Annotated in this window: 27 protein-coding genes; 11 read left to right on the top strand and 16 right to left on the bottom strand. The window is 31.6% G+C overall.

What is annotated here, in order from left to right; translation table 11 throughout:
• Positions 1-28: 28 nt before the first annotated feature.
• Both ABD771_RS08895 and ABD771_RS08890 read left to right on the top strand, forming a co-directional pair.
• A complete protein-coding gene (locus tag ABD771_RS08895; protein WP_345093674.1) occupies positions 29-1,024 on the top strand; it encodes an NAD(P)H-dependent glycerol-3-phosphate dehydrogenase in 996 nt (331 codons plus the stop codon).
• Between the two features lies 1 nt (position 1,025).
• Positions 1,026-1,250 carry a hypothetical protein gene (locus tag ABD771_RS08890; RefSeq protein WP_345093672.1) on the top strand — a complete coding sequence of 75 codons (225 nt, stop codon included), beginning with the start codon at positions 1,026-1,028 and terminating at the stop codon, positions 1,248-1,250.
• 19 nt (positions 1,251-1,269) lie between these two features.
• Here the strand turns inward: ABD771_RS08890 and ABD771_RS08885 are convergent, their stop codons facing one another.
• The 3 genes from ABD771_RS08885 to ABD771_RS08875 form a co-directional block, all read right to left on the bottom strand.
• Complete coding sequence (locus ABD771_RS08885) at positions 1,270-1,677, bottom strand: hypothetical protein (protein WP_345093670.1); 408 nt, start codon at positions 1,675-1,677, stop codon at positions 1,270-1,272.
• Between the two features lie 82 nt (positions 1,678-1,759).
• A complete protein-coding gene (gene pheS, locus ABD771_RS08880; protein ID WP_345093668.1) occupies positions 1,760-2,779 on the bottom strand; it encodes a phenylalanine--tRNA ligase subunit alpha in 1,020 nt (339 codons plus the stop codon).
• A gap of 107 nt (positions 2,780-2,886) precedes the next feature.
• Positions 2,887-3,243, bottom strand: a complete 357-nt coding sequence (locus ABD771_RS08875) for a hypothetical protein (RefSeq protein ID WP_345093666.1) — start codon at positions 3,241-3,243, stop codon at positions 2,887-2,889.
• Between the two features lie 154 nt (positions 3,244-3,397).
• On the opposite strand from ABD771_RS08875, the gene ABD771_RS08870 reads away from it, so the two are divergent.
• Positions 3,398-3,889, top strand: a complete 492-nt coding sequence (locus tag ABD771_RS08870) for a CvpA family protein (protein ID WP_345093664.1) — start codon at positions 3,398-3,400, stop codon at positions 3,887-3,889.
• A gap of 299 nt (positions 3,890-4,188) precedes the next feature.
• On the opposite strand, the gene ABD771_RS08865 is transcribed toward ABD771_RS08870, so the two are convergent.
• The 8 genes from ABD771_RS08865 to ABD771_RS08830 are packed head-to-tail and all read right to left on the bottom strand — an operon-like array spanning position 4,189 to position 13,138.
• Positions 4,189-4,938, bottom strand: coding sequence for a tetratricopeptide repeat protein (locus ABD771_RS08865; RefSeq protein ID WP_345093662.1), 750 nt, complete (start codon positions 4,936-4,938; stop codon positions 4,189-4,191).
• A gap of 5 nt (positions 4,939-4,943) precedes the next feature.
• Positions 4,944-6,701 carry a BatD family protein gene (locus ABD771_RS08860; RefSeq protein WP_345093660.1) on the bottom strand — a complete coding sequence of 586 codons (1,758 nt, stop codon included), beginning with the start codon at positions 6,699-6,701 and terminating at the stop codon, positions 4,944-4,946.
• Between the two features lie 43 nt (positions 6,702-6,744).
• Complete coding sequence (locus ABD771_RS08855; protein WP_345093714.1) at positions 6,745-7,473, bottom strand: tetratricopeptide repeat protein; 729 nt, start codon at positions 7,471-7,473, stop codon at positions 6,745-6,747.
• 28 nt (positions 7,474-7,501) lie between these two features.
• Positions 7,502-8,545, bottom strand: coding sequence for a VWA domain-containing protein (locus ABD771_RS08850; protein WP_345093658.1), 1,044 nt, complete (start codon positions 8,543-8,545; stop codon positions 7,502-7,504).
• A 48-nt stretch (positions 8,546-8,593) separates the two neighbouring features.
• A complete protein-coding gene (locus ABD771_RS08845; RefSeq protein WP_345093656.1) occupies positions 8,594-9,598 on the bottom strand; it encodes a vWA domain-containing protein in 1,005 nt (334 codons plus the stop codon).
• 2 nt (positions 9,599-9,600) lie between these two features.
• On the bottom strand, positions 9,601-11,229 hold the full coding sequence (locus ABD771_RS08840; protein WP_345093654.1) for a BatD family protein: 1,629 nt from the start codon (positions 11,227-11,229) through the stop codon (positions 9,601-9,603).
• Entirely contained in the window at positions 11,230-12,099 is an 870-nt protein-coding gene (locus tag ABD771_RS08835) for a DUF58 domain-containing protein (protein ID WP_345093652.1), read from the bottom strand.
• Between the two features lie 34 nt (positions 12,100-12,133).
• Positions 12,134-13,138, bottom strand: a complete 1,005-nt coding sequence (locus ABD771_RS08830) for an AAA family ATPase (RefSeq protein ID WP_345093650.1) — start codon at positions 13,136-13,138, stop codon at positions 12,134-12,136.
• Between the two features lie 169 nt (positions 13,139-13,307).
• Between ABD771_RS08830 and ABD771_RS08825 the strand changes: the two genes are divergently transcribed.
• The 5 genes from ABD771_RS08825 (at position 13,308) to ABD771_RS08805 (ending at position 17,374) form a co-directional block, all read left to right on the top strand.
• Entirely contained in the window at positions 13,308-14,177 is an 870-nt protein-coding gene (locus ABD771_RS08825; RefSeq protein ID WP_345093649.1) for an aldo/keto reductase, read from the top strand.
• Between the two features lie 72 nt (positions 14,178-14,249).
• Positions 14,250-15,401 carry an ATP-binding protein gene (locus ABD771_RS08820; protein WP_345093712.1) on the top strand — a complete coding sequence of 384 codons (1,152 nt, stop codon included), beginning with the start codon at positions 14,250-14,252 and terminating at the stop codon, positions 15,399-15,401.
• A complete protein-coding gene (locus ABD771_RS08815) occupies positions 15,394-16,122 on the top strand; it encodes a metallophosphoesterase family protein (RefSeq protein WP_345093646.1) in 729 nt (242 codons plus the stop codon). The genes ABD771_RS08820 and ABD771_RS08815 overlap by 8 nt, the downstream gene beginning before the upstream one ends.
• A gap of 174 nt (positions 16,123-16,296) precedes the next feature.
• Positions 16,297-16,788 carry a DUF6646 family protein gene (locus ABD771_RS08810; protein ID WP_345093644.1) on the top strand — a complete coding sequence of 164 codons (492 nt, stop codon included), beginning with the start codon at positions 16,297-16,299 and terminating at the stop codon, positions 16,786-16,788.
• A gap of 10 nt (positions 16,789-16,798) precedes the next feature.
• Positions 16,799-17,374: a PhnA domain-containing protein gene (locus ABD771_RS08805; protein WP_345093643.1), complete on the top strand. Its 576-nt coding sequence runs from the start codon at positions 16,799-16,801 to the stop codon at positions 17,372-17,374.
• Positions 17,375-17,460: 86 nt separating this feature from the next.
• Here ABD771_RS08805 and amaB read toward each other — a convergent pair whose 3' ends face one another.
• From amaB to ABD771_RS08785, 4 genes are all read right to left on the bottom strand, one after another.
• Positions 17,461-19,014, bottom strand: a complete 1,554-nt coding sequence (gene amaB, locus ABD771_RS08800; protein WP_345093641.1) for an L-piperidine-6-carboxylate dehydrogenase — start codon at positions 19,012-19,014, stop codon at positions 17,461-17,463.
• A 99-nt stretch (positions 19,015-19,113) separates the two neighbouring features.
• The gene (locus ABD771_RS08795) at positions 19,114-19,653 is read right to left on the bottom strand and encodes a 3-hydroxyanthranilate 3,4-dioxygenase (protein WP_345093639.1); all 540 of its coding nucleotides are present in this window, start codon (positions 19,651-19,653) and stop codon (positions 19,114-19,116) included.
• A gap of 70 nt (positions 19,654-19,723) precedes the next feature.
• Positions 19,724-20,083 (bottom strand): hypothetical protein, encoded by a 360-nt coding sequence (locus tag ABD771_RS08790; RefSeq protein ID WP_345093637.1) that lies wholly within the window; start codon positions 20,081-20,083, stop codon positions 19,724-19,726.
• 45 nt (positions 20,084-20,128) lie between these two features.
• Positions 20,129-21,235 carry an endonuclease/exonuclease/phosphatase family protein gene (locus ABD771_RS08785; RefSeq protein ID WP_345093635.1) on the bottom strand — a complete coding sequence of 369 codons (1,107 nt, stop codon included), beginning with the start codon at positions 21,233-21,235 and terminating at the stop codon, positions 20,129-20,131.
• A 138-nt stretch (positions 21,236-21,373) separates the two neighbouring features.
• On the opposite strand from ABD771_RS08785, the gene ABD771_RS08780 reads away from it, so the two are divergent.
• Genes ABD771_RS08780 through ABD771_RS08770 form a run of 3 tightly spaced genes read left to right on the top strand, consistent with a single transcriptional unit; the run spans position 21,374 to position 26,176 of the window.
• Positions 21,374-24,208: a carboxypeptidase-like regulatory domain-containing protein gene (locus ABD771_RS08780; protein ID WP_345093633.1), complete on the top strand. Its 2,835-nt coding sequence runs from the start codon at positions 21,374-21,376 to the stop codon at positions 24,206-24,208.
• Between the two features lie 9 nt (positions 24,209-24,217).
• Positions 24,218-24,832, top strand: a complete 615-nt coding sequence (locus tag ABD771_RS08775) for a choice-of-anchor J domain-containing protein (protein ID WP_345093631.1) — start codon at positions 24,218-24,220, stop codon at positions 24,830-24,832.
• A gap of 6 nt (positions 24,833-24,838) precedes the next feature.
• Positions 24,839-26,176 carry a DUF5689 domain-containing protein gene (locus tag ABD771_RS08770; RefSeq protein WP_345093629.1) on the top strand — a complete coding sequence of 446 codons (1,338 nt, stop codon included), beginning with the start codon at positions 24,839-24,841 and terminating at the stop codon, positions 26,174-26,176.
• Positions 26,177-26,241: 65 nt separating this feature from the next.
• On the opposite strand, the gene ABD771_RS08765 is transcribed toward ABD771_RS08770, so the two are convergent.
• On the bottom strand, positions 26,242-26,931 hold the full coding sequence (locus ABD771_RS08765) for an ankyrin repeat domain-containing protein (protein ID WP_345093627.1): 690 nt from the start codon (positions 26,929-26,931) through the stop codon (positions 26,242-26,244).
• Between the last annotated feature and the right edge of the window lie 20 nt (positions 26,932-26,951).

The raw sequence follows: 26,951 nt of genomic DNA, 5'->3' as shown, positions 1-26,951 counted from the left end.
TATTTTTGGATTATCAAACAAACTAATAATGAATCAATATCCAAAATTTGCAGTAATTGGTGGCGGAAGTTGGGCTACTGCAATTGCAAAAATGTTGTGCGTCAATTTAGACGAAATTGCTTGGTACATGAGAAATCAATCAGCAATTGACCATATAAAATCTCAAAAACACAATCCAAATTATTTAAGTTCGGTAGAATTTGATACAACTAAATTACGATTAACTTCCGATATCAATGAGGCTGTGGCTTATGCTGATTATATCATCTTCGCTATTCCATCGGCTTTTTTAAGCGCAGAATTAGAGAAACTTACTGTCAGCTTAAAAGGAAAAGTAATCTTCTCAGCGATCAAAGGAATTGTTCCCGAAACATTTTTGATTGTTGGCGAACATTTCAACAAAAAATTTGATATTCCTTTTGAAAATATTGGTGTAATTACTGGACCATGTCACGCAGAAGAAGTGGCTTTAGAAAGACTTTCTTACTTAACAATTGCTTGTGGCGATTCAAATAAAGCTAAAGTTGTTGCCAAAGTTCTTGCCGGAAATTATATTAAAACTAAAATCTCTGACGACATTATCGGAACGGAATACGCAGCTATGTTGAAAAACATTTATGCTATTGCTGCAGGAATTGCTCATGGTTTAGGTTATGGTGATAATTTTCAATCGGTTATTATGAGTAATGCCATTCGTGAGATGAAGAAATTCATTAGAAAAGTACATAAAATGAAACGTAATATTAATAACTCAGCTTATTTGGGCGATTTATTAGTTACAGGATATTCGGTATTCTCAAGAAATAGAATGTTCGGAAACATGATTGGAAAAGGCTACACCGTAAAATCGGCTATGATGGAAATGAGTATGGTTGCCGAAGGTTATTATGCTGTAAAAAGTGCTTACAAATTAAACCAAGAATACAAAGCAAAAACGCCTATAATTGATGCCGTTTACGAAATTTTGTACGAAGGAAAAGATGCAAAAAGTACGTTTAAAAAACTAACCGATAAATTAGATTAACATGAGCGAACGTTGGAAATATCAGTTAAAAATGGGTGGATTTTGGGGTGTTTTTATGGTTATTTTCATGACCTTATTTGAGCTTAAAGAAAAAACTATTTCGCAACAACTTTCGGAAACTAATTTCTATGTAAGAGCAGTTTCTTATATTGTGATAGGTATCTTCGTTTTAGGATATTTTAGCTGGAAAGAGAAGGTTAAAAGAGAAAACTCCGCCAAGAAATAGATTTCTACGAAATAAAAAACTACCTTACAATCACACCGTCAACAAACAAAATTGGAACTTGCTCAACATAATCTGGAGTTATGGTTTGGGCACGGAAGATAAATTTTTTGTCATACAAATTATCGCCAATAAAATAAGATACCATAAATTCGTTGTTCAATCTAAGTACACTTGTTTCAACCATTTCAATTTTAAAAACAGAAACCGCTGGAACTTTTGGAAATGAATGACGCAATAACGAAGTCTTTTTTTGTTCACCATCGATAGTTCCAAAAGCTTTGGAAACTACCATTACATTTTCTATATTGTAGTCAGAATCATTTACAAGATAAACGTACCAAACTTTTTCCATAAAGTCGTCGCTCCATTCTTGAACGGCAGCAAGGAATACATTTTCTACTTTTGGGATGGTGATGTCTGCTTTCATTTTTGAGAGAATAGATGATAGACTGAAAGATAAAAGACAAGCAGATGAATCTATCATCTATCTGTCTATTATCTATGAGTCTTTATATACTTGATTTAAATTGCTCTAAGAAACGAACATCGTTTTCGAAGAACATTCTGATATCGCCAATTTGGTGTAAAAGCATTGCAATACGTTCGATTCCCATCCCGAAGGCGAAACCTGAGAATTCGTCTGGATTGATGCCGCAGTTTTTTAGAACATTTGGATCTACCATTCCGCAACCTCCAATTTCTAACCAACCTGTTCCTTTTGTGATACGATAATCGGTTTCGGTTTTTAAACCCCAATAAATATCAATTTCGGCACTAGGTTCAGTAAATGGAAAATAACTCGGACGTAAACGAATTTTAGATTTTCCGAACATTTCTTTAGTGAAATATAACAAAGTTTGTTTTAAATCGGCAAACGAAACGTCTTTGTCAATATACAAACCTTCCACTTGATGGAAAATACAGTGTGAACGAGACGAAACCGCTTCGTTTCGGAAAACTCTTCCTGGAGAAATCGTACGAATTGGTGGTTTGTTGTTTTCCATGTAACGCACTTGCACCGATGAAGTGTGCGTACGCAACAAAACATCAGGATTGGTTTGGATGAAAAACGTGTCTTGCATATCTCTTGCTGGATGATATTCTGGCAAATTTAATGCGGTAAAATTATGCCAATCGTCTTCGATTTCTGGACCTTCAGAAACATTGAATCCAATGGTTGAAAAGATATCAATAATTTGATTTTTTACTAAGGATATAGGATGACGAGAACCAATTTGAATAAGCTCACCTGGACGAGACAAATCACCATAAAAACCTTTTACTTCTTCTTTGCTTTCAAGCTCTTCTTGAATGGTTTTTACTTTTTCTTCAGCAACGGCTTTAAGTGTGTTGATAACTTGTCCGAAGTCTTTCTTTTGGTCGTTTGGAATGTTTTTGAACTCATTAAAAAGTTCTTTCAACAATCCTTTACTTCCCAAATATTTTATACGAAATTGCTCTAAAGCTTCTTTGTTTTTTTCATTGAATGCTTTAGCCTCTTCGATATGTTGTTTAATCTTGTCTATCATCGTTCGTTCTTTGAAGGTGCAAATTTAAGGATTTTAGTTGAAAGTAAACAGTCGCAGTCGCAGTTTTCAGAATATTCTAAACTGATAACTGAGAATGAGAATGAAAACTAATCAATAAGTTCTTTTTCAACGAAGTAATTCACAATTGCGTCTTTCATTAAAATAGTTTGTTCGCCTGCTTTTAATGGTGGTAATTCTTCTTTTACTTTGTAATGTGGCCATCCGTCTTTATCGAAAAAATCGAATTCATAGTAACCATAAGGTTCTAATAATCTGCAAATTGCGATGTGCATTAAATTGACTTTTTCATCTTTGGCAAAAACGCGTTTCAATTTTCCAAGTTCCTGAACACCAATTAAGTATATAATTGCGTCTAAGTCAAGTTGTTCTCCTTCGGCAAATTGATTAGAAAGGATTTCAACGACTTTTTCCCATCGTTCTTTAAGTTGTATATCTCGAGACATCTTTTTTTATTTTGAGAAAAGAAAATAGAGAAAAGAAAATAGACTTTTCAACTACAATTTTCAATTAGTTTGCAAATATATCACATTTACCATCTTTTCTCTTTGTTCTATTTTCTATATTCTTATATCTTTACCGCTCATTTTTATCAAAACTATGGGATTTATTGATATTTTATTAGGTGTTTTATTGGGTTATGGAATTTTCAAAGGAATTAAAAATGGACTAATTGTTGAATTTGCTTCCTTGATTTCATTTTTTGTTGGAATTTATATTGCAGTAAAATTTTCTTCTGTTGTTGGTGACTTTATTGGTGATTCTAAATCGGCTAAAGTTTTTGCATTCGTACTAACTTTTATCCTTGTTGTTATTGGAATTCATTTACTTGCTAAAGTATTTTCTAAAATTGCAAGTGCTTTATTTTTAGGTTTAATCAACCGAATTGGTGGCGCCATTTTTGGTGGACTCAAAACAGCTTTAATTCTTGGTGTTATTTTAAGTTTGTTTCAAAAAGTGAATATTAATGATACTTTAATTAGTAAAGAAACTCAAGAAAATTCTGTTTTTTTCAATCCAATATTAAAAACTTCTGAATTTATGTTGCCGGTTTTAACGGATTGGTTTAAGGACTTGAAGGGAAAGGTTTAGTTAAATTTTCAATATTGTCTATATGGATATAACAAGAGAGCTAACGCAATTAAAGTAGTACAAAATAACAATAAAAGTAAGCTTTTCCCTTCTGAAGTAAATTTCCATTTATCAAGATAGAAATATATAATGGAAAATAGTATTGAAATCCCAATTAAAATTGGGATTGTTAAAACAAATATTAAACTGACACCACCACCTTCAACTGGAACAAGTAAAGTTAAAATTGGAGTTAAAAACCCGAAAAATAATATTAATATAATCTTGACGATATTCTTATCCATCTTTAACAAAACTAATTAAAGTTCCTTTATCGCTTCATCACTTATCCAACCAGTATTTTCATCCGTAAGTTGTACTTTTTTCCAATTGGCTATACTTTCTAGAATGTACACTTTTGTTCCTTCGTGAAGTAAAATCGTTTCAGGACTAGATGCTTTTGGTTCTCCTTTTACAGAAGCGGTTTCAGCAAAAACTATGGCTGTTTTTTCAGTTGCTAATCGGTTTTTTTCAAAAAATGCTGAGAAGATAGAAGTTAATAGCAGCAATAAAACTACAAACATTCCTGAAAAATACATTCGTTTTTTGAAAGCGGTTGGAGAGAAATAATATCCACTAAAGAAAGCTAAAAAAACGAATCCAAAGAAAACGGCAATCCAAGCCCAAGTATCGTAACGATAACTCGAAGTGAAATCGGCGATTAATTTATCGAAACCTACTTTTGGAATGATTTTGATATCGTCAATAGCCATTTTTCGAGCAAAATCTAAGTTGGTTTGAATTTCAGGATCATTTGGATTTAGTTGTAGTGCTTTTTCATAATTGTATATAGCTGGCGCAACTTTATGTAATTTATAATAACAATTTCCAAGATTGAAATACAACTCAGCCGATTGTTGACCATTTGCCAAAACACTTTCATAGCTTGTAATCGCTGCTTCATATTTTCCATCGTTGTATTGGATATTTCCATCTACAAAAGGATTAGAAACATCGGTTGCAAAAACAGATGCAGAAATAAATAGAAATAAATAAAAAAACTTCTTCATGATTACTATTTAATTTGTTTTTCTAAACTCGAAATTATTTCAACAGCTTTGTCATAATCTTGATGAATTATAGTGCTTGTTGATGGCGCATATCGCGCTAATTCACAACTTTCTGTCAAGGTTATAAATTCTTTCACCGTTTCAAAATTTGCGTTTCGCGAAAGCAGAATTTCGGTGATTTTATCTTTACTCATTTCTGAAGTTTCAATGTTTAATTTGGCTTTCAAGAAATTGTGCATTGCTTTTTCTAATGCAATATAAAATGGCTCTTTATTATTGATTTGTTTTTTGGCTTCCGATAAATATTTTTTAGCTAAAGCATTAGCTCTTTTGGTTTTATTCCCAATAATATCAGCGTCTTGAGAATCTTTTCGCTTTTTGAAAATTATTAGAATTGGAATTAATAAAAACGGCAAAAATAGCAATCCATAAAACAATTTTGAACCTAAAAAATCGTCTGATTCTATACTTTCTAACTCCGTTTTTTGTTTGATAAAGGCAAATGTTTTTGAAGGTGTTGCTACAGTTTTTGAGGTAATATCTACAGAATTTACGTTAGAACTTACAACACCAGGTCCATCCAAAACATTCAACATAATGTTTGGAGAAGCAATTGTTTTATAGCTTCCAGTTGAAAGATCAAAATAAGAAAATTCCAAACCTTTGATAGGAAAATTCCCTTTAGATTGCGGAATAATGGTATATCTATCGGAAATACTTCCTGTCATTCCAGATAATGGCGTAGAAACATTTTCTGAATGTTCTGGGTCATACATTTCAAGTTCTGAAGGCACCACTGGCTTTGGTAAGTTGAATAATTTTAAGTTTCCAACACCTGCTACTTTAATATCTAAATCAAGAGATTCACCATTTTTTAAAGTTGTTTTGGATGGAAGAACACTGAAATTAAATTTACCAACTGCTCCTGTAAAACTTGCAGGTTTTCCAGCTTCAGGTAGAGACTTTACAGTTATTACTTTACTTCCAGCAGAAACTCTTTTCGTTTGATTTCTTACTTCATAATTCCCATATCTATCTTCTCTTCCAGTAGGAACTTCTACATCTATATCTAAAGAAATTGGTTCAATTTGAAGATTGCCAGCTTTCTGAGGATATAGAACAACCTTTTTGATAATAAGATATCTGAATTTTTCTCCTTTAAATAGTTCCTCTCCAGGAATTTGATTAACATCAATATTTTGACTCCAAAAATCTTTATATTTAGGTTTGCTTAATTCTTGCCAATTCATTATTCCTATATTATAACTAAAATAAAGTTTGTAAACTACTGTAATTGGTTCATTTACATAGGGATTAATTTTAGAAATGTCTGCTACCAAGAATAAATTATCATCAACACGAATAGTTCCTCCATTTTGGAAAGGATTATTTTGTTGTTTAATTTCATCAACAATCTTGATTTTTAATATGTTGCTTTTATATATTTTACCATTGAATTCAATTTGTGATTCCTTAATTACAAAAACTCCTTTTCTTTTGGGAATTAGATAATATTTATATCTTTTTTGAAAAGCAACTCGTCCATTTATATCATATTTTGCTATCGATATAAAGGGTCCTTGTACTCTAAAATCATTCAATACTGGTAATTCAAAGTTATCTGCATCTACATTCATAGTAAAAGCAAGTTCAATATTTTCATTTAATGCATAAGTTGTTCTATCTGTTGAGGCTTCAAATCGTACTTGTTGAGCCCAAAGAGATTGAGAAAATATATATACTATTAAAAATATTCGTTTCATTTTTTCTGAATTTATTCAGTATAGTTATTCCAAGTAATATTTATTACCAGTCTTTTTCTGGCTTTTGCGGATTTACTAAAGCCTTTTGAGCATTTACTTTTTCTTGAACTTTTTTCTCTTCGTTGTTCACTGCATCAAGCAAATTATCTATTCGTTGTTTTGAGGCGCCAGACGGTTTAGGTTGTTGAGGTTGATTCCCTTTGTCCTTGTCTTTGTCGTTGTTTCCGTCTTTTTTATCTTTATTTTTGTCCTTGTTTTTATCGTTATCTTTTTCCGGCTCTCTCTTTTCCTCTTTTTTCTCTTTCTCTTGGTCTTTTTTATTCTCTTTAGGTTTTTCTGGTGGTGGATTGTCTTTTAGCATTTTTTTTGCCAAAGCATAATTGTATCGAGTTTCTTCATCGTTCGGATTGTTTCTCAATGCGTTTTTATAAGCTTCAACGGCACCTTGATATTCTTTTTCTTTCATCAAAACATTTCCAAGATTATGAAAGGCTTTGTGTTTTTCGGGTTTTGTCTTAGCATCTTGAATGGCTTTAGCAAAATGATATTTTGCTTCAGAATGTTGATTTTGCTTATAAATTGATGTGCCTAAATTATAAGACGAAACTGCTTTTTTCTTGAATTTAGATTGTGAAATTCTATAATTTGCTTCAGCATCGGCATATTTTTTTTCTGCAAATTCTTCGTTCCCTTTTGGTAAAAACTTATCTTTCTCTTGCGCTTTTGTTGCAAAAGAGATTAGGATTAAAAGTAATGTGATAATTTTTTTCATTCTGTTATTGCCAAGAATTTGTGAAATTCTATTTTTTCTCTTCATTAAATAAATTCATTTTTCTAACCCATTTGGTTCTTCTTTCCAACAAAAATGTGTCTAAAAGCAATAAGAAAAACCCAAAAGCTAAAAACCATTGAAACTGTGATTTTAAATCGGCCATCTGTGTGGCCCCAAATTCTGTTTTTTCAGTATTTTCAATCGCTTTTTTCACATAATCAACAACTGTTTTGGTAGAATTTCCATCAATATATCCTCCTTTTGAACTGTTAGCTATTTTAGAAAGTATTTCAGTATTTCTTTTAGTGATAACAACTTGATCGTCTTTGTCTCGTTGGAAACTCTCAACAACTCCATTTCTTTTCAATGGAATTGGACCTCCTTTTTCTGTTCCGACTCCAATAGTTATAATTTTGATTCCATTCTTCTGAGCGTCTTCTGCGGCTGTTTCTGCATTATCGGTGTGGTCTTCTCCATCAGAAATTAGTATCAACAACTTATTGGTTTTATCTTTTTTGTCAAAAAACTTAATATTAGCTAAATCAATAGCTTGGTCTATAGAAGTTCCCTGAGAAGAAATTATTCCAGGATTCATACTTTGGAGAAACATTTTGGCCACAGCATAATCTGAAGTCATTGGTAAAACCGGAAAAGCACTTCCTGAATAGGCAATAATTCCAATTCTATCACTTCCTAATTGATTGATTAATTGTGAAACCAATTGTTTACTTTTTTCTAATCTATTAGGTGCAACATCTTCTGCAAGCATACTTTTAGAAACGTCAACCGCAAAAACAATATCGATTCCTTGACGTTTTACTTTTTCAACTTTGATTCCCATTTTAGGATTAACCAATCCGATAATAATAAACGTTAGTCCTAATAAAAAAAGAGCCATTTTCAAAATTGGCTTGAAAGTAGATTTCTCAGGACTCAATTTTTGAATCAAATCTAAATCACCAAATTCTTTCTGCTTTTTTCTTTTCCAAAATTGAACATAGAGAAAAAGCACCACCAATATTGGGATGATGAATAATAAATATAAATAACCTTTTTCTTCTAATTCGTACATTAAATGTTAGATTTACTTTATAATTCTAAACCTTATTTTGTTATGATTTTATATAAAACTTTTAAAAATTGTGTTTCTTAATGCGATTTCTATCAATAATAATATTCCTGCGATAATAACAAATAATCTGTATTTTTCATCGTAATCATAGTATTTCAATTCTTCAATTTCAGTTGTTTCTAGTTTATTGATTTCGTTGTATATACTTTCTAATTTACTATTATTATTTGCTCTAAAATATTTTCCACCTGTGTTTTTTGCAATTGTTTTCATTAGTTCTTGGTCAATTTCAACAGGAAGCATTTTATATAAAAAGTCTCTTCCATTTGGTGCATAATCATATGGAAATTCAGCCATTCCATTAGTTCCAATTCCAATAGTGTACACTTTTATTCCATATTCTTTGGCAATTTCTGAAGCTGTTTCTGGCTCTATAAATCCCGAATTATTTACGCCATCTGTTAAAAGAATAATGATTTTACTTTTGGCTTTACTTTCTTTCAACCGATTTATTGCTGTGGTCAATCCCATTCCAATACCTGTTCCGTCTTGAAGTACATTATCAAATTTAATGTCTGAAATAGCTTGTTTTACGATAGCTTTATCGCTTGTAACAGGTGTTTTAGTGTAAGCTTCACCTGCATATACTACAACGCCAATTCTGTCGTTCGGACGTCCGTCAACAAAATTGGTGGCTACTTCTTTCAAAGCTTCCATCCTGTTGGGTTTCAAATCTTTTGCCAACATACTACTAGAAAGGTCAATTGCCATGACAATATCAATTCCTTTAGTAGTTTTGGTTTGATTACTAATATCAACTGTTCTTGGTCGAGCCAAAGCGATGATTAAAAAACATAAAGACAAAATTCGTAATCCTGATAAATGAGGTTTTAGTTTTGCCAATATTGATTTAGAACCTTTAAATCCTTTAACAGAACTTATTTTTAGGGTGGCTGTTTGTTCTTTATTTTTCCACCAAAGCCAAGCTATTGCTATTGGAATTAGCAAAAACAACCAAAAAAATTCAGGATTTAAAAAACTAATTTTTTCCATGGTTATTGTGCTTGTTTTAATTCGGCAGAATTAATTATTCTCTTTCCTATTTTTTCTCCATATTCATCACCTTCAAGATGAGCAACTATTATCTGTTGCAAACCACCATCTTGTTTAAACAATAAAATCTCATAATACATTTTCTCGCTTTCATCCTCTTCTTTATCAAAAACAGTCATTGTTCCATAAGCTTTTACACCTGTTACACCTTTTCCCGTATTGAATTCTTCTTGTTTGAAAAGCATATTTTGTGCTCCAAGTTTTTCCCAATTTTTGGTAATTCCATCTAAAACCGTGTCAAATTTAATATCGGTTGTGTCTTTGAATTTAATAGTAGAAACGCCAATAAATAGTTTCTGATTTAATGCACCATATTCAAACAATTGCATTTCTTTTAGTATAGCATACGATTCTTTTGGAAGTGATTTTTTAGCGTCAATTCTTTTTAAAACCTTAGGAGTTTCGATAATTACTCCAGGATTTCCATATTCGCTTAAAACCCATTCGCCTTCTACTAACTCTTTGGTCTCGTTACCTAAAACAAAATCTTTAACAAAGTCGAATCCTTTTATTGCAGACGTTATTCCTACTGTTAATGCAAGAACTAAAACTGTTATAAAAACCGCGTTTTTGATGCGTTTTATTTTTTGTTCTGATGCTTTTTTAGCTAATGCTTTTTGTTTTTGCTCTTCGTTCCACTCTTCCAATTCGTCTTTGTCTTCTACAACTTCAGGAATAGCTTTGTGAATGGTTACAATAGTACTTGTAATTCGCTTTTTATCTTCTTCGATTTCAAAATCAAGTGGCTTTACTTTAGCAAATTTTACTAAATCGGCTTGTTGTAATACTTTTTCTAAATTTTCAAGTATTTCTTTAGAAAGTTTTAATTTTTTGCTTTTTGCAACATTTCTCAAACTCACAATTAACTCAGAAGTAGTGCTTTCCATGGCTGGAATATGAATTTCTTCTTCGATGTAGGTTCTTGCAATATCAGTTAATTCAGAATAATACGATTTTATTTCACCACGTTGAATAAGTTCTTTTCTTTCTAATTGTTGTAATAACGATGTCGCTTTTTCAATTGGTGATGTATAAACGATTTCTTCTGTTTTTTCAGGTTTTTTGTTATACTTTTTGAATAACCAATATCCTAAAAACCCTAAACCAACTAAAAGTAAAATTCCAAAAAGATATTTCCACCAATCGCTTGGACTTTCAACAGGAATGATGTCTTTTATTTCAAACATTTTTTGTTTTAAGGTATCGACTTTTACATCAGTAACCTCAACTTTTAAACTATCAGAAAAAGAAGGTTTTCCATTGATTAAAATTTGAATTCTTGGAATAGTATATTTTCCTGAATCAAACTGAGTCAATCCGTATTTTTTGATTAACTCGTATTTGTCATTCGATTTAATCGTGTCAATTTTATAGGATTCAATAACTTCTAAAGCTCCAAAATTCTGAGCTTTTGGAAAAACAACTTTATCTGTTTTATTCACTGATGCTTTTAAAGTCAACTTGAATTCGTCTCCAATTTTTTTCTTTGTTGAATCAATAGAAGTCGTGACTTTTTGAGCAAAAAGTGAGGTTGTAAGTAGAAAAAATAATATATATAACTTGAATTTCATTTATCCTCTGGATTTAAAATAACCCAATAATTTTTTTACATAACTCTCATCGACACGTGTATTTACAGTTCCTGAACCGCATTTTGAAAAAATATCTTTAAAATAACCAACTTTCTGTTGATAGTTTTTTTCGTAATTCAATCTAACATTTTTAGAACTCGTATCCACAACCATAATTTCACCCGATTCTGCATCCTCCATTTCTACCATTCCTATGTTTGGCATTTTTTCTTCACGGATATCGTATACTCGAATTCCTGTGATGTCGTGTTTTTTTCCTGCTATTTTTAATGTTTTTTCGTAATCATCGTCTACCATAAAATCAGAAATCAAAAATACAATGGCTTTCTTTTTTTGTGTTGATGATAGAAATTTTAATGCCTGAGATAAATCGGTTTTTCTGCTTTTTGGTTGAAATTCGATTAACTCACGAATAATTCGAAGCACGTGCGATTTTCCTTTTTTGGGTGGAATGTACAATTCGATTGTATCGGAAAACAAAATCAAACCAATTTTATCATTATTTTGAGTTGCCGAAAAAGCCATTGTTGCTGCAATTTCAGTTACAATTTCACTTTTTAATTGATTTTTAGTTCCAAAACTTTCTGAACCCGAAATATCGACCATTAACATCATGGTTAATTCTCGTTCTTCTTCAAAAACCTTAACGTGTGCTTCGTTGTAACGCGCAGTCACATTCCAATCTATAGAACGAACATCGTCACCAAATTGATAAGGTCGCACTTCAGAAAAAGTCATTCCGCGTCCTTTAAACGATGTATGATATTCACCCGAAAAGATATGATCGCTCAATCTACGGGTTTTGATTTCTATTTTACGAACTTTTTTTAGTAAGTCTTTCGTCTCCATTTTTTAGTGTTCAGTATTCAGTCTGCCAACTAATTTAAGGTACTTCGATTTCGTTTACGATTTTGTTGATAATGTCAACAGAAGTTACATTTTCGGCTTCGGCTTCGTATGTGATTCCAATTCTGTGACGCAATACATCGTGAACTACGGCGCGAACATCTTCTGGAATTACATAACCACGACGTTTGATAAAAGCATAACATTTGGCTGCTGTTGCCAAATTGATACTTCCACGAGGTGATGAACCAAAACTGATTAGTGGTTTTAAAGATTCTAATTTATATTTTTCTGGGAAACGCGTTGCGAAAATTATATCTAGAATGTATTTTTCGATTTTCTCATCCATGTAAACCTCACGAACGGCTTCTTGAGCGCGCAAAATTTGTTCTACAGAAACAACCGCGTTTACTTTTTCATATGACCCTTTCAGATTTTGACGAATAACCATTCTTTCTTCGTCCATTTTTGGGTAATCGATAACCGTTTTAAGCATAAAACGATCGACTTGCGCTTCTGGTAATGGATAAGTTCCTTCTTGCTCAATTGGATTTTGTGTTGCAAGAACTAAAAATGGTCTTTCTAATTTAAACGTTGTATCGCCAATAGTAACTTGTTTTTCTTGCATCGCTTCAAGCAAAGCCGATTGTACTTTGGCAGGCGCACGATTAATCTCATCTGCAAGAACAAAATTAGCAAAAATTGGTCCTTTTTTAATTGAAAACTCATTGGCTTTAATATTGTAAATCATGGTTCCAACAACATCGGCAGGAAGCAAATCAGGTGTAAACTGAATACGACTAAAACTACCTTGAACTGCTTGAGACAAGGTGTTAATTGCCAACGTTTTTGCCAATCCTGGAACTCCTTCAAGAAGAATATGTCCTTGACCTAAAAGTCCTATCAACAATCGTTCTATCATGTGCTTTTGTCCCACAATGACTTTATTCATTTCCATGGTCAATAAGTCAATAAAAGCACTTTCTCTTTCTATCTTTTCATTGATGGCTCTAATATCTAAAGCAGCAACATTTTCTTCCATAAATTCTATTTTTTTCGAGGAACAATTAAGTTCAAAATTTTAACATTTCAAAATTGAATATTTTAACACGAATAGAATGTTAACAATGCGTTAAAACTTGTCATCAAATCTGGTTTTTAAGGATGATTTATGATTTTGTTTTAGTAATTTTAGAGTTTTAATTTCAATTATGAGAAAAACAACATTATCTCCTGTAATAGCTGGAACGATGAATTGGGGTGTTTGGGATAAAAAACTCAACATACAAGAAATGATCCATTTGATAAACATTTGTATCGAAAATAAAATTACCACATTTGACCATGCCGATATTTATGGTGGTTATACTACAGAGGAGCAATTCGGAAAAGCATTTAACGAAAGTAAAATTTCAAGAGAGAAATTGCAATTAATTTCTAAGTGCGGCATCCAACTTGAAGGAAGTAGAACTAATAAAATAAAACACTATGATTACTCGAAAGAATACATCGTTTGGAGTGTAGAAAATTCGTTGAAAAATCTTCACACAGATTACTTGGATGTTTTGCTTTTACATCGTCCAAGTCCATTGATGGTTACTGATGAAATTGCTGAAGCGGTTGAAAGACTTAAATCAGATGGAAAAATTATCGATTTTGGATTGTCAAATTTTACTACTTCGCAAACCGAATTAATCAAAAGTAAAACTGAAGTAAGTTATAATCAAATTCAATTTTCGGCAACACATTATGAAGCTATGTTAGATGGAAGTTTAGATTATATGCAAACGCACGATATTAGACCAATGAGTTGGAATCCGCTAGGAATGGTTTTTAGAGAAGATATTGAGCAAACAAGACGATTAAAAAAACTTTTGGTTCAATTGGTTGAAAAATATGGAGTTGGCTCAGATACTATTTTGCTTTCCTGGATTTTAAAACATCCCTCCAAAGTTATTCCTGTGGCTGGAACAGTTAATATTGCTCGAATTCAGGCATTGATGAAAGCCGTTGAACTAAATTTAGACCAACAAGATTGGTTTGCCATTTGGACAGAAAGTATGGGAAATAAAGTGCCTTAAATTTTACGAAGTTTGAGGTACGAAATATTTTTAATTACTTCGTATTTCGTACTTTCTATTTTGTACTTCATCATGATAAACAAACGCCTACTTATCAAAAACTTACTGGCTCACAATGATGAGTGCAGTTTTTATGATAAAAAGCGGCAGTTGAATTTGCATACCAAGGAAGGAAAAGCGAAGTTTTTGAAACATATTTGTGCTTTGTCTAATTCTAATCCTTCTAATAATTCTTATATTGTTGTTGGTGTTGAAGATGAAAATAATGAAATAACAGGCGATGATTTTTTTGACGACAGTCGCATTCAAAATTTGGTAAATGCTTTTTTGGAAAATCCTCCTAAAATTCAGTATGAAAATGTACCTTTTCCGAACTTGCCCAAAGATAAAGTTATTGGATTGGTTACGATAAAACCCAAATCTAAAACTTCCTATTTTAAGAAAAACATTCATACCATTTTGGCTAATGCCACTTTTGTAAGAAGAGGAAGCAATACTATTCCTACGGATGAAAAAATTCCGTATTCTAAACTTAATATTGAGACGGTTTTAAGTATTGAAAATAGTTCTAGAAATAGCATTTCAAATACACTTGATGGTGTGATTGATTTTGTAAATAATCGTCACAAGGATATGCCATCAAAGTATAAGGTTTTCAAAGAATTGTTTGTGATTTGTTGGGCAGGAATTCCGAAAAAAATTAGAGATAAAACTTTTTTTTCTAGAGTTGATATCGAATTAGTGAACGAGCAAATTAAGTTGTTTTATTCGGCTCAAGATGATGTAACTATTGATTATGATGAAAATACTTTTACCATAATCGAATATGTGCCTTTAGGATTGAATGACAAAACGAGTTATTATCCGTTGGAACAGCAAAAAATATCTTTTTTTGACAATGGCTACTATAAAATAGAAACCGAAATGCTTTTCGAACCACCTCAATACAATCGAAAAGTTTTATTTCATATTTACAATTCTAATCTATCTTTGTTGAGTAAATTGCAAAAAGGAATCGAATTATCTAATAGAGAAGATCAAGATTTAATTAATTTACCCTCAACATTAATGATTTGTTACCTCAACGGATTTGAAGATGCCAAACAGAAATTAATTGACGCTAAACCTTTACTGAAATTGCACTCATTTACAAATGTTTATGTAAATTTTAAAGAGGTAATGCGAGTTTTGAGAAAAGTGAAATATAATAAACAAAATGAATAGAACATTAGTAATTGGAGATATACATGGCGGTTTACGAGCGTTGCATCAAATAATGGAACGTGCTAATGTTACAGAAAACGATACATTAATTTTTCTGGGTGATTATGTTGATGGCTGGAGTCAATCGCCTCAGGTTATAGATTATTTGATTGATTTAGGTCAAAAACAAAAATGCATCTTCATCAGAGGAAATCACGACGAACTTCTTTTAGATTGGCTTGAAAATAGCTCCGATAATAGAGAATGGTATAAACATGGTGGAGAAGCTACTGTTATTGCCTATGCAACAATTTCTGAAGCAACAAAGTTGAAACATGTTGCGTTTTTAAAGTCATTGGAAAACTATTATTTAGATGATAAAAACAGGTTGTTTATTCATGCTGGTTTTACCAATATGAATGGCATTGCCTATGAATATTTTCCGAAATTATTTTATTGGGATAGAACATTGTGGGAAACTGCGATATCGCTGGATGAAAGCTTAGAAAAAACAAGTTGGTTTTATCCAAGAAGATTGACTTTATATAACGAAATTTACATTGGTCATACACCTGTAACGAGAATTGGTGAAACTATTCCAATCAAAAAAGCTTGCATTTGGAATGTTGATACTGGTGCTGCTTTTAAAGGGCCATTGACAATTATGGATGTTGATTCTAAAGAATTTTGGCAAAGCGAACCTTTAAATAATTTGTATCACACAGAAAAAGGGAGAAATTAAAATTGTGCACATCTATTAGTTCAAGGTGATCGTTTGGAGTTTCTGCATTACTTTACTAACTTGTTACTTTAACTTTAGTTTTTAAAATTGATTTCTGAAGTTGATTTTGTCATTGAACTTTGACATTGATATTGCTCTCAATTACTTATATTTGCAGTCTAAATTTTATACGTCATGAAAAGAGTTATTACACTATTACTTGTTTTAAGTGCAAGTTTTTCAAATGCGCAAGCGTTTAAAGGAAAAGGAGATAAAAAATTTCAAGTTGGAGCAACGATGCAAGAGTATGGGACTGGAATTGCAGCCACAGTTGATTTTGGAGCAGGAGAAAACATTTCTTATGGATTTACAACTTCCTACTTATTAAATACAACTACGATTGCTGGAACTCCAAAATTCGATGATAAATTTGATGTAAAGGCGCGTTTTAATGCCAATATTGGAAATGTTTTAAATATTAGCGATAAACTTGATGTTTATCCTGGTTTGGATTTAGGTTTACGAAATTTTGGTGCCCATTTAGGCGCAAGATATTTCTTTACCAATGGTTTTGGAATTTATACTGAAGCAGGAATTCCATTGGCAAAATATGATTCAAATGCTATTGGATATGAAAGATTTAACAATCAGTTTGTATTCCAAATTGGTGCTTCATTTAATTTATAATTTTCAATAAATGAGTGTTGTTACAGAAAAAAGATTGAAAGACAGAAGTGGTTCTTTGTGTGAAATTAGTGGAAGTGATGAAAATTTGGTTGTCTATTTAGTAGAACCAAAAACAGAAGCCACTCCTGAAAACTGTATTCTAATTACAAAATCGTTAAGAGACCAAATTGAAAATCCTGAAACTATGAATCCAAACGATTGGCGTGGTTTGAGTGATAGCATGTGGAATGAAAATCTACCCGTACAAATTGTTTCTTGGAGAATGCATGCGCGTTTAAAAAACATGGATATGTTAGAAATGATGTATCTTGATGAAGATTCATTAGAATGGGCAAAAGCAACTGGAGAAGCTGATGATGACGAAGGAAAAATTGTTCATAAAGATTCTAACGGAAACGTTTTGTTAGATGGTGATTCTGTTGTTTTAATCAAAGATTTAGATGTAAAAGGCGCAACTTTCACTGCAAAACGTGGTGCTGCTGTTCATAATATTAAATTAGTTTGGGATGATGCCAACCTTATTGAAGGACGTGTTGAAAACCAAAGTATTTTCATTTTAACACAATACGTTAAGAAAACAAAATAAAAACTGTGTTTCAAAAATAAAAAAGTCCCGATAATTCGGGACTTTTTTGACTATATTTTATTATCTTTTTTCTAACCTCTGAAAAACTACAAATCAAATTTAATTCCTTGAGCTAATGGCAATTGATCGGAGTAATTAACCGTATTTGTTTGTCTTCTCATGTATACTTTCCAAGAATCAGAACCAGATTCTCTTCCTCCACCAGTTTCTTTTTCACCACCAAAAGCACCACCAATTTCAGCTCCAGAAGTTCCAATATTTACATTGGCAATTCCACAATCTGAACCTGCAAAAGACAAGAATTTTTCAGCTTCTTTCATTTCGTTAGTCATAATGGCAGAAGATAAACCTTGTGCAACACCATTTTGTTTAGCAATAGCATTTTCAACTTCTCCACTATATTTCATTAAATATAAAATTGGAGCAAAAGTTTCGTGTTGTACGATTTCAAAAGAGTTTTCAGCTTCAATAATGGCTGGTTTTACATAACAACCCGATTCGTAACCTTCGCCAGATAGAACTCCACCTTCAACTAATACTTTTCCCCCTTCAGCTTTTGCTTTTTCAATAGCCGCTAAATAAGTATTTACTGCATCAGTATCAATTAATGGTCCTATATGATTTTTTTGATCCAATGGATTTCCAATAGTCAATTGACCATATGCGCCAACAATGGCATCTCTAACTTTATCATAAACCGATTCGTGGATAATTAATCTTCTAGTTGAAGTACAACGTTGTCCAGCAGTTCCTACAGCACCAAAAACAGCACCAGGAACAACCACTTTCAAATCAGCTGATGGTGTAATAATTATGGCATTGTTTCCGCCTAATTCTAATAAAGATTTTCCGAAACGTTGTGCTACAGTCGCGCCAACAATTCTTCCCATTCTTGTAGAACCAGTTGCAGAAATCAAAGGAATTCTTGTATCTGTAGTCATCATTTCACCTACTTTATAATCTCCATTGATGATACATGAAATACCTTCTGGTAAATTATTTGCTTTTAAAACCTCTGCAATAATATTTTGACATGCAATTGAACATAACGGCGCTTTTTCAGAAGCTTTCCATACACAAACATCACCACAAATCCATGCTAATGCTGTATTCCAAGACCAAACAGCTACCGGAAAGTTAAAAGCAGATATGATTCCAACAACTCCAATTGGATGCCATTGTTCTCTCATAACGTGACCTGGACGTTCTGATGGTATAGTTTGTCCGTTTAATTGACGTGATAAACCAACTGCAAAATCGCAGATGTCTATCATTTCTTGAACTTCACCATATCCTTCTTGCAACGATTTTCCCATTTCATAAGAAACTAATTTCCCTAATGGTTCTTTTAATTCTCTTAATTTATTTCCAAATTGACGAACAATTTCTCCACGTTGTGGTGCTGGCATTGCTCTAAAAGTAAGGAAAGCAGCTGTTGCAGTTTGCATTACTTTTTCGTAATCTTCAGCAGTAGTTGTTTTTACTTTTCCTATTAGTTGACCATCAACTGGCGAATAACTTTCTATAATTTCTCCACTTGAAAAATGATTATTTCCTGTTGAAGTTCCTTCATTAATGGCTTTTACACCGAGAATTTCTAATGCTTCGGTCATGCCGAATTGTTGAGCAATTGTTGACATTATGTGTTTTTTTTGAATGTTTTTTAAATTTTATACAAAAATAGTAGTTTTTTTTGAATATTAGGCAGTTTATATCTTTTGGCAAAAACACTAAAGATCTTATTTTTTATCTACAAATCTTTCGTCGGATTCCATAGTTGTCCCACACTTTTCACAAGTTCGAAGGTGTTCTGAATTGTAAAAATGTTTGAAATGAGATAAGAAATCAGTTTCTATGTTGTGAAGTTCAAAATATACTTCATATAGTTTATGATTACAGTTTTCACAAAACCACAATAATCCATCTGGAATATCTTTACCTTCTCTTTTACGTTCTACAACTAAACCTATTGACCCTTCTGTTCTTGATGGAGAATGAGGTACTTTAGCTGGAAGCAGAAACATATCACCAGCTGCAAGTTTCATAGCTTTCTTTTTGCCATTATCTTGAACATAAACCGTTATTTTTCCTTCTAACTGATAAAATAATTCTTCGGTTTCATTATAATGAAAATCTTTGCGAGCATTTGGACCGCCAACTATCATTACAATATAATCACCAGAATCTATATACAGATTTTTATTTCCAACTGGTGGTTTTAGAAGGTGTCTGTTTTCTTCAATCCATTTATTGAGATTGAAAGGTTTTTGAATTGACATAATACTATAATGTTTTTACGAAATTACAAAAAATAAAAAAGGTTAGCATTAAACTAACCTTCTAATATCTTTATTTTATTTCAATTTCTAGCGGATTAAATATCTGAGGGATTTTTTTGGGATCTTTTTCATAAACTGAGATAGTCCCTTTTACTGTAATTTCTTTTCCAACAGATTGAGAAAGATCTAATTGATGTTCTTCAAGGTATTTGTTAGATATAACAACTGTAAATACATTGTCTGGATAAGGTTTGTCAATATTTATATAATTAGTTGATTTTCCTTCAGACGCCAACTTAAAAGAAGCAATTTTACCTTTCAAAATAACTTCCTTCCCAATATATTCTTTTGCTTGAGATGTTGTTATAGTTTCTTGAGCAAATGATGTTGTAACAAGAATTAAAAATGTGATAACAAATAACTTTTTCATAGTACTAATTTAAAAAGGTTAGCATAAACTAACCTTAGATTTTTTTTAATTCAATTGTTTAATCAAATAGATATAAACCGGAAAGTGATCGCTAAATCCAGGTTCACTTTGAGAATTTCTGAGTGGATATCCTTTATATTGTCCAGTGGTCTGAATTAGAAATGGCTTGTTATAAATTCCTGCCTTCCAATATCTAAATGATGTATAATCATTTCTAGTTAATGGTTCTGAAATCATAATTTGATCGAAAATATCACCAGAATCTCTGTAAAACAATGTTGCATTTCCTTCCTTAGCCATTTGCTCAAAAGGATTGTAAATATCTCCAGATGTTTTTAATTCCGATTTTTTAAGTTTAGCTCCAATACCAACTTTAACACTTTTATTATAAGAACCATCATTTAAATCACCCATGGTAATAATTTTAGCATCTGGGTTTATTTTGATTAATGAATCGATAATTTTTCTATTAAGTGCTCCGGCAGCCTCACGAAATGGTGAACTTTTTTTCTCACCACCAGAACGAGAAGGCCAGTGATTAACAATTATATTTACTTCTTCACCATCTAAAAAACCTGTAACTAAAAGTTGATCACGAGTGTAAACTCTTTCAGAAGTATTATCAACCTCTACATTATCATCTGTTGCTTCTCCTTTATCTTTCTTGTCTTCTTTACCTTGTTGATTTTTATAAATTAATAATGGAATGTTAACATAGCTTGTTGGCTTAAAATGTTTTTTCTGATAAAGTAAAGCCACATCAATTCCTCTTTTGTCAGGAGAATCAAAGTGAACAATTCCATAATCTCTATTAATTAATTTTGGTTGTTTCACTAAGTCTTCCAAAACCCTTCTATTTTCAATTTCACAACCACCAATAAATGTTGGGGAATTTGTTGGGTTTTCACCGGTCCCTATTTCAGAAAGTACTCTGGCAAGATTGTCTAATTTCTTTTTATATTTTCTTCCTGTCCAATTCATCGCACCATCTGGTAACCATTCTTCATCATTATTAGAACCATTAATTGTATCAAACAAGTTTTCAAAATTATAAAACGCAACGGTATGAATAATATATTTTTTTGACTGGGCATTTACCGCAATTGTTGCGAATAAAACAAAGAAAACGGCAATTAAGTTTTTAATTTTCATTTTAACTATATTAATTAATTATGAAGTTTAACACAAACTTCACGCCAAAAGTAAATAATATTATTAAAAGATGTACATTTGTAGGCTGTTAAGTTTGTATTAAGACTTGACGAAAAGAAAATTAATTTAATTCAATTTATGAAAAAACTTGTCATTAGTATTTTGTTTGTGATGCAAGTGTGTTTTGCTTTTGCACAAACAGGTACTGGATTTTCCGGAAAAGTTGTTGACTCAAAAACACAAAAGCCATTACAAAATGTTGTTGCCTCTATTCAGAACAGTAATTTAACTGAAATTACAGATGCTGAAGGAAAATTTGTTTTTAAATCAGTACCAGCTGGTTCACAATTATTAGTAGTAAAAAGTGATGGTTATAAAGACCAACTACTATCTATTGATGTAGAACAAGGAAAAATTTTAGATTTAGGTGTTGTTGTTTTGGAAGAAGATGTTACCGAAGAACAACAATTAAGTTTAGTTACCATCACAGATAATGATTTGGGTGATGATAATAGTGGTTCAGAGAGTACTTCTGGACTTTTACAAGCTTCAAGAGATGTATTTCAACAAGCAGCTGCCTTTAATTGGGGTCAAGCAAGATTTAGAATTCGTGGTTTAGATAATGAGTATGGAACTACCATGATTAATGGTATTTCAATGAATAAAATTTATGATGGTAGACCACAATGGGGTAACTGGGGTGGATTAAATGATGCTACACGTAATCAGGAATTCACTATGGGTTCTGCACCTTCAGACTATACATTTGGTGGAATTTTAGGAACTCAAGAAATCAATACTAGAGCATCTATATACAGAAAAGGTTCTAGAATTTCTTTTTCTGGAACTTATACCAACTACAATTGGAGAACTATGGGAACTCATGTTTCTGGAATGAATTCTAAAGGTTGGGCATTTGTGGTTTCTGCATCTAGAAGATGGGCTCAAGAAGCCTATTTTGAAGGAACAGATTACGGTGCAAATTCACTATTTGCAAGTGTTGAGAAAAAAATAAACGACAAGCATTCGTTGAATTTTACTTCTATCTATGCTCAAAACTATAGAGGTAAAAATTCTCCAAACACACAAGAAGTTACAGATATTGCAGGTATTAAATACAACTCTTATTGGGGTTACCAAGATGGAGAACAAAGAAATTCAAGAATTAGAAGACTTGAAGAGCCAATAAATATGTTAAGTCATTATTGGAAAATAAGTTCAAAAACTAATTTGAACACAAATATTGCTTATCAAACAGGTTCAATTGGGAATAGCCGTTTAGACTATCAAGGTCAAGATAATCCAGATCCTACTTACTACAGAAGCATGCCGAGTTATTATACAAGTCAGTTTGATGATAATGGAGCTTATATTGGAAACAGTGCTTTAAATCAATTAGAAGCATCACAAGCTAAATTCCTTACTAACAGACAACTTAATTGGAATGAGCTTTATGACATCAACAGAAATAGTATTTCTGGAAATAGTTACTACATTCTTTATGAAGATAGAACTGACGACAAACAATTTACTGCAAATTCAGTATTATCATCTCAATTAGCTGATAATATTCTAGTAAACGCTAGTGTTAATTTCAAAAAATTAACTTCTAACAATTTCCAATATTTAGTAGACTTGTTAGGTGGTAATTACTTCAATGATTTTGATACTTTTGGATCAAATCCTTCTCAACAACAAACAGATTTAAACAATCCAAACAGAACCGTTGTAGTAGGAGATAAATTTGGATATAACTATAAATTATTAGCAACTACTTTAGATGCTTTTACTCAATTTAAATTTACTTACAAAAAAGTTGATTTTTATGTAGCTCAAAACTATTCTCGTTCAGAATACCAAAGAGATGGTTTATACAAAAATGGATATTATCCAACTAATTCTTATGGGAAAAGTAAAAAAGTTGAATTTGACAACTTTGGTTTCAAAGGTGGTTTAACATATAAAATTACTGGAAGACAATTCCTTGATTTTAATGGTTACTACGCAACTAAAGCGCCTAACATGAGGAATACTTTCCCAAATGCTAGAATCAACAACAATGTGTTTCCAGAATTAAAAAGTGAAACTATTGCAAGTGCTGATGCAAGTTACATCATAAGAACTCCAAACTTAAAAGCTAGAATTACAGGGTTTTACTCTTATATAACTGGAGCAACTGAAACATCATTCTTCTTTGCAGATGCAATTGACGATGGTGATACTGGTAATGGTGAAAGCTCATTTGTTGCTGAAACAATTAATGGTTTAAACAAAAAAAATATTGGTGCTGAATTTGGTTTAGAATATCAAATTACAAAAACTCTTAAAGCTACTTTAGCTGGTTCTTATGGGGAATATACTTATGATAGTAACCCAACTGTTCAGTTAAATATTGATAGTCAAGCTAGTGAAACTAATACTTTTCCTATAAAAGATTATGGTGTAGCTAAATTGAAAAATTACAGACAACCAGGTATGCCGCAAACTGCAGCTTCATTTGGTTTAGAATATAGAGATCCTAAATTTTGGTGGATTGGTGCTAATGCAAATTACTTAGGAAGTAGTTATATTGATGTAGCTCCAATTTTAAGAACAGACGCATTTTTAGTTGATCAAACTTTCGGTAACGGATCTACTCCTTTCTTTGAAGCAACTCAAGAGAGAGTTGATCAATTATTAAAACAAGAAAAATTCGATCCATTTACATTAATTAATTTAACTGGTGGAAAATCTTGGAAAGTAGGTAATCAAACTTTTGGTTTCTTTGCAAGTATCAATAATGTTTTTGACGTTACCTACAAAACTGGTGGTTTTGAACAAGCAAGAAATTCAAGCTTTAGACAATTAAATCAGGATTCTGGACACATTGATGCATCAACAAACCAATATGTTTCTCATACGCCTGCTTTTGGACCTAAATATTTTTATGGTTTTGGAAGAACCTATTTCGTTAACTTATACATTAACTTTTAATTAAAAAGCATGAAAAAGACATTTATTTATTCGCTTTTAGTTATTGCAGGTTTTACGTCTTTTACAAGTTGTACAAGTGAAAGTGACGTAGAATATCCTAAAGCTAAAACAACATTGTTTGTTGAAAATTTCACAGACAATACTGATGGTCAAGTTCTAAATTCTACTGGTTGGGCAAATTATGCTCAAGCAGGAACTAAGAAATTTACGGAAGAGGTATACTCTGGTAATGGATATGCTGAATTTACATCATTTGGTTCTAGTCAAGCTTCAAATATCGCTTGGCTTATTTCTCCAGCATTTGATATGAGTAAACAAGATGGTGAAAAATTGGTTTTCCAAGCTGCCCATGCATTTTTAACATCTGCTGATAACACTTTAGAATTGATGGTTTCAACTGATTATGATGGAAACATCGCTAATTTTAATCAATCTAGTTGGTTAAGTTTGCCTGTAACTACGCCTAAACCTAGTAATGACTTTTACGAATGGGTAAATTCTGGCGAAGTAGACTTATCAAAATTTAATGGTACATTATATTTTGCATTTAAAGTTAAAGGTTCTGGAACCAATACTAGTTTAGATGCTACTTATCAAATTGATAACATAAGACTTTATTACTAAAAAACTATGAAAAAATTTATCACATCTTTATCCATTTTCGCTCTTGTAGTTAGTTTTACTAGCTGCGTTGACGATGACACCAACATGGACAATCCAGATACTGGTATTGTTACTTACGAACTTACTGCTACAAAAACTGTACAAGATATTGTTACATTTAACAATTCTGCAATTCCTGTACAATATACGGCAGATGACATCATTGAAGGATATGTTACCTCTACTGATGAAACTGGTACTTTTTATAACTCTATCAGTTTTCAAAATATTGCAACAAACACATCGCAACCAGTAGGTTTTAGTGTAACTGCAAATTTTTCATCATATGGAAAAGGATTTACACCTGGTAGAAAGGCCTATATTAAATTGAAAGGTTTATATACTGCTGTTGTTGACGGATCATTAAAAATTGGATCTCTATACAATGGAGAAATTGGAAGAATTTCTGAAAATGAATGGCAAAAATACCTTTTCGTATCGGCAACTAAAGTTTCTGAAGATGATATGGTAAGACAAGTATCATTATCAACCGCTGCATCCAATGCAAACTTGAATACACTAATTGAAATAACTAATGTTCAATTTGCTGATGGTTCATTAGCAAGAACTTATTTTGATGTTGATTCTGGAGGTAGCGCAACTAATCACAATATCGTTGATATTGCTGGTGGTACTACAAGATACTTTAGAGTTAGTCAATTCGCTCTTTTTGCTTATCAAAATGTTCCTTCAGGAAGAGGTATTATTAGAGGTGTAATGACTAAATATGGCTCAGATTATCAGTTTATTGTTAGACATCAAAATGATGTTAAATTAACTAATCCTAGAACTTATACTTTTAATCCTAGTTTAACTGAAAACTTTGAGAGTTTTGCTTCTAACCAAAAAGGTTTTACAAGCTATTTAAATTTTGCTACTTCTGGTACCAAAGATTGGATTATTAAAACTGTAAATGGATCTAAATGTATTCAAATGTCTGCTTTTGGAGGTTCTTTAGAGAGCAACAAATCTTATTTTGTTGTTCCTGTAGATTTTACAGCTGCTAATTCTTTAACTTTTCAAGTTGATGCTGACTTCTATAGTACTGCATTTGGTTTGAAAGTATATAGATCTACTGACTATGTACCAGGTCAAAAACTTTCTAAAGCTACTTTGTTTGATATTTCATCTAGCTTTACATTCCCAGGTGCTAATACAACTTCTTTTGTTTCTGCTGGAACTTATACTATTCCAACATCAGTGCAAGGAAACGGTTATATCATTTTTGAATATACAGGTAGTAATATTTCTGGTACAAGTTTAAATACTACAAATTGTAATATTGACAATATTGTCATTAACTAAATTACAATAGACTTTATAGTAAAAGAGCTTCCAGAATTGGAAGCTCTTTTTTTGTTTACTATTCACTAATCAATTTTTAGCAATTTTCGTAGTTCATTCATTTGCTGTTCATTACAGTTTTTATTAATATAATCTGTGTTTAGATAATCATATGCTGTTCTACCTTTATTGTCTTTTATTTTTATATCTGACTTATATTCTAAAAGAAGTTTAACTTTATCTATATCTTTTGCATATGAAGCGAGCATTAACGCAGTCGCTGAGTTTTTATTTCTCTGAATGTTTATGTTTTGTGAACTAAAACTTAGTATAGTCTTTAAAACTTCAACGGTGCTAAAGCTAGTAGCTTGCATGATTATAGTATGATTATTTTCATCTTTGTAATTTGGATTTCCTCCATATTGAATTATTAAAGCAACAGTTCTTATACTTTCATGACCAGATGCAATTAATAAATACTCATCAAGATTTTTGTACGCTCTTGTTTTCAATAAAAGCTCAACGGCATATGCATTTTCACATCTAATAGCAACTTCTAAAGGTGTTAATTCATAGTCACTTTTATCACAAATAGAAACATAAGTTATACCTTTTTTGCTTTTTATAAATTTTTCAAACTTCTTAATTTTATTTTTATAAATAGCAACCATTAAAGGTGACCAACAATCTCTACTTTCATCCCAACGTTCTTTGTAAGAGATAAAAGAGGAAAACAAAAAAACCAATAAGATAAATAATATAATTTTTTTTTTCATTTTTCTGCTTAAAAAAATTC

The sequence above is a fragment of the Flavobacterium chungnamense genome (assembly GCF_039539165.1).
Taxonomy (GTDB): Bacteria; Bacteroidota; Bacteroidia; order Flavobacteriales; family Flavobacteriaceae; genus Flavobacterium; species Flavobacterium chungnamense.
Note: the sequence above shows the minus strand (reverse complement) of the source record. Positions and strands in the feature narration are given on the sequence as shown.

What these genes read in the sequence shown, in the direction of transcription:
- ABD771_RS08850 (WP_345093658.1), bottom strand. Translation starts at nt 8,545, where the DNA reads ATGTACGAATTAGAAGAAAAAGGTTATTTATATTTATTATTCATCATC.
- ABD771_RS08845 (WP_345093656.1), bottom strand. Translation starts at nt 9,598, where the DNA reads ATGGAAAAAATTAGTTTTTTAAATCCTGAATTTTTTTGGTTGTTTTTG.
- ABD771_RS08795 (WP_345093639.1), bottom strand. Translation starts at nt 19,653, where the DNA reads ATGTCAATTCAAAAACCTTTCAATCTCAATAAATGGATTGAAGAAAAC.
- ABD771_RS08825 (WP_345093649.1), top strand. Translation starts at nt 13,308, where the DNA reads ATGAGAAAAACAACATTATCTCCTGTAATAGCTGGAACGATGAATTGG.
- pheS (WP_345093668.1), bottom strand. Translation starts at nt 2,779, where the DNA reads ATGATAGACAAGATTAAACAACATATCGAAGAGGCTAAAGCATTCAAT.
- ABD771_RS08805 (WP_345093643.1), top strand. Translation starts at nt 16,799, where the DNA reads ATGAGTGTTGTTACAGAAAAAAGATTGAAAGACAGAAGTGGTTCTTTG.
- ABD771_RS08765 (WP_345093627.1), bottom strand. Translation starts at nt 26,931, where the DNA reads ATGAAAAAAAAAATTATATTATTTATCTTATTGGTTTTTTTGTTTTCC.
- ABD771_RS08810 (WP_345093644.1), top strand. Translation starts at nt 16,297, where the DNA reads ATGAAAAGAGTTATTACACTATTACTTGTTTTAAGTGCAAGTTTTTCA.
- amaB (WP_345093641.1), bottom strand. Translation starts at nt 19,014, where the DNA reads ATGTCAACAATTGCTCAACAATTCGGCATGACCGAAGCATTAGAAATT.
- ABD771_RS08855 (WP_345093714.1), bottom strand. Translation starts at nt 7,473, where the DNA reads ATGAAAAAAATTATCACATTACTTTTAATCCTAATCTCTTTTGCAACA.
- ABD771_RS08885 (WP_345093670.1), bottom strand. Translation starts at nt 1,677, where the DNA reads ATGAAAGCAGACATCACCATCCCAAAAGTAGAAAATGTATTCCTTGCT.
- ABD771_RS08895 (WP_345093674.1), top strand. Translation starts at nt 29, where the DNA reads ATGAATCAATATCCAAAATTTGCAGTAATTGGTGGCGGAAGTTGGGCT.
- ABD771_RS08830 (WP_345093650.1), bottom strand. Translation starts at nt 13,138, where the DNA reads ATGGAAGAAAATGTTGCTGCTTTAGATATTAGAGCCATCAATGAAAAG.
- ABD771_RS08790 (WP_345093637.1), bottom strand. Translation starts at nt 20,083, where the DNA reads ATGAAAAAGTTATTTGTTATCACATTTTTAATTCTTGTTACAACATCA.
- ABD771_RS08840 (WP_345093654.1), bottom strand. Translation starts at nt 11,229, where the DNA reads ATGAAATTCAAGTTATATATATTATTTTTTCTACTTACAACCTCACTT.
- ABD771_RS08770 (WP_345093629.1), top strand. Translation starts at nt 24,839, where the DNA reads ATGAAAAAATTTATCACATCTTTATCCATTTTCGCTCTTGTAGTTAGT.
- ABD771_RS08775 (WP_345093631.1), top strand. Translation starts at nt 24,218, where the DNA reads ATGAAAAAGACATTTATTTATTCGCTTTTAGTTATTGCAGGTTTTACG.
- ABD771_RS08780 (WP_345093633.1), top strand. Translation starts at nt 21,374, where the DNA reads ATGAAAAAACTTGTCATTAGTATTTTGTTTGTGATGCAAGTGTGTTTT.
- ABD771_RS08835 (WP_345093652.1), bottom strand. Translation starts at nt 12,099, where the DNA reads ATGGAGACGAAAGACTTACTAAAAAAAGTTCGTAAAATAGAAATCAAA.
- ABD771_RS08865 (WP_345093662.1), bottom strand. Translation starts at nt 4,938, where the DNA reads ATGAAGAAGTTTTTTTATTTATTTCTATTTATTTCTGCATCTGTTTTT.
- ABD771_RS08875 (WP_345093666.1), bottom strand. Translation starts at nt 3,243, where the DNA reads ATGTCTCGAGATATACAACTTAAAGAACGATGGGAAAAAGTCGTTGAA.
- ABD771_RS08890 (WP_345093672.1), top strand. Translation starts at nt 1,026, where the DNA reads ATGAGCGAACGTTGGAAATATCAGTTAAAAATGGGTGGATTTTGGGGT.
- ABD771_RS08815 (WP_345093646.1), top strand. Translation starts at nt 15,394, where the DNA reads ATGAATAGAACATTAGTAATTGGAGATATACATGGCGGTTTACGAGCG.
- ABD771_RS08860 (WP_345093660.1), bottom strand. Translation starts at nt 6,701, where the DNA reads ATGAAACGAATATTTTTAATAGTATATATATTTTCTCAATCTCTTTGG.
- ABD771_RS08870 (WP_345093664.1), top strand. Translation starts at nt 3,398, where the DNA reads ATGGGATTTATTGATATTTTATTAGGTGTTTTATTGGGTTATGGAATT.
- ABD771_RS08785 (WP_345093635.1), bottom strand. Translation starts at nt 21,235, where the DNA reads ATGAAAATTAAAAACTTAATTGCCGTTTTCTTTGTTTTATTCGCAACA.
- ABD771_RS08820 (WP_345093712.1), top strand. Translation starts at nt 14,250, where the DNA reads ATGATAAACAAACGCCTACTTATCAAAAACTTACTGGCTCACAATGAT.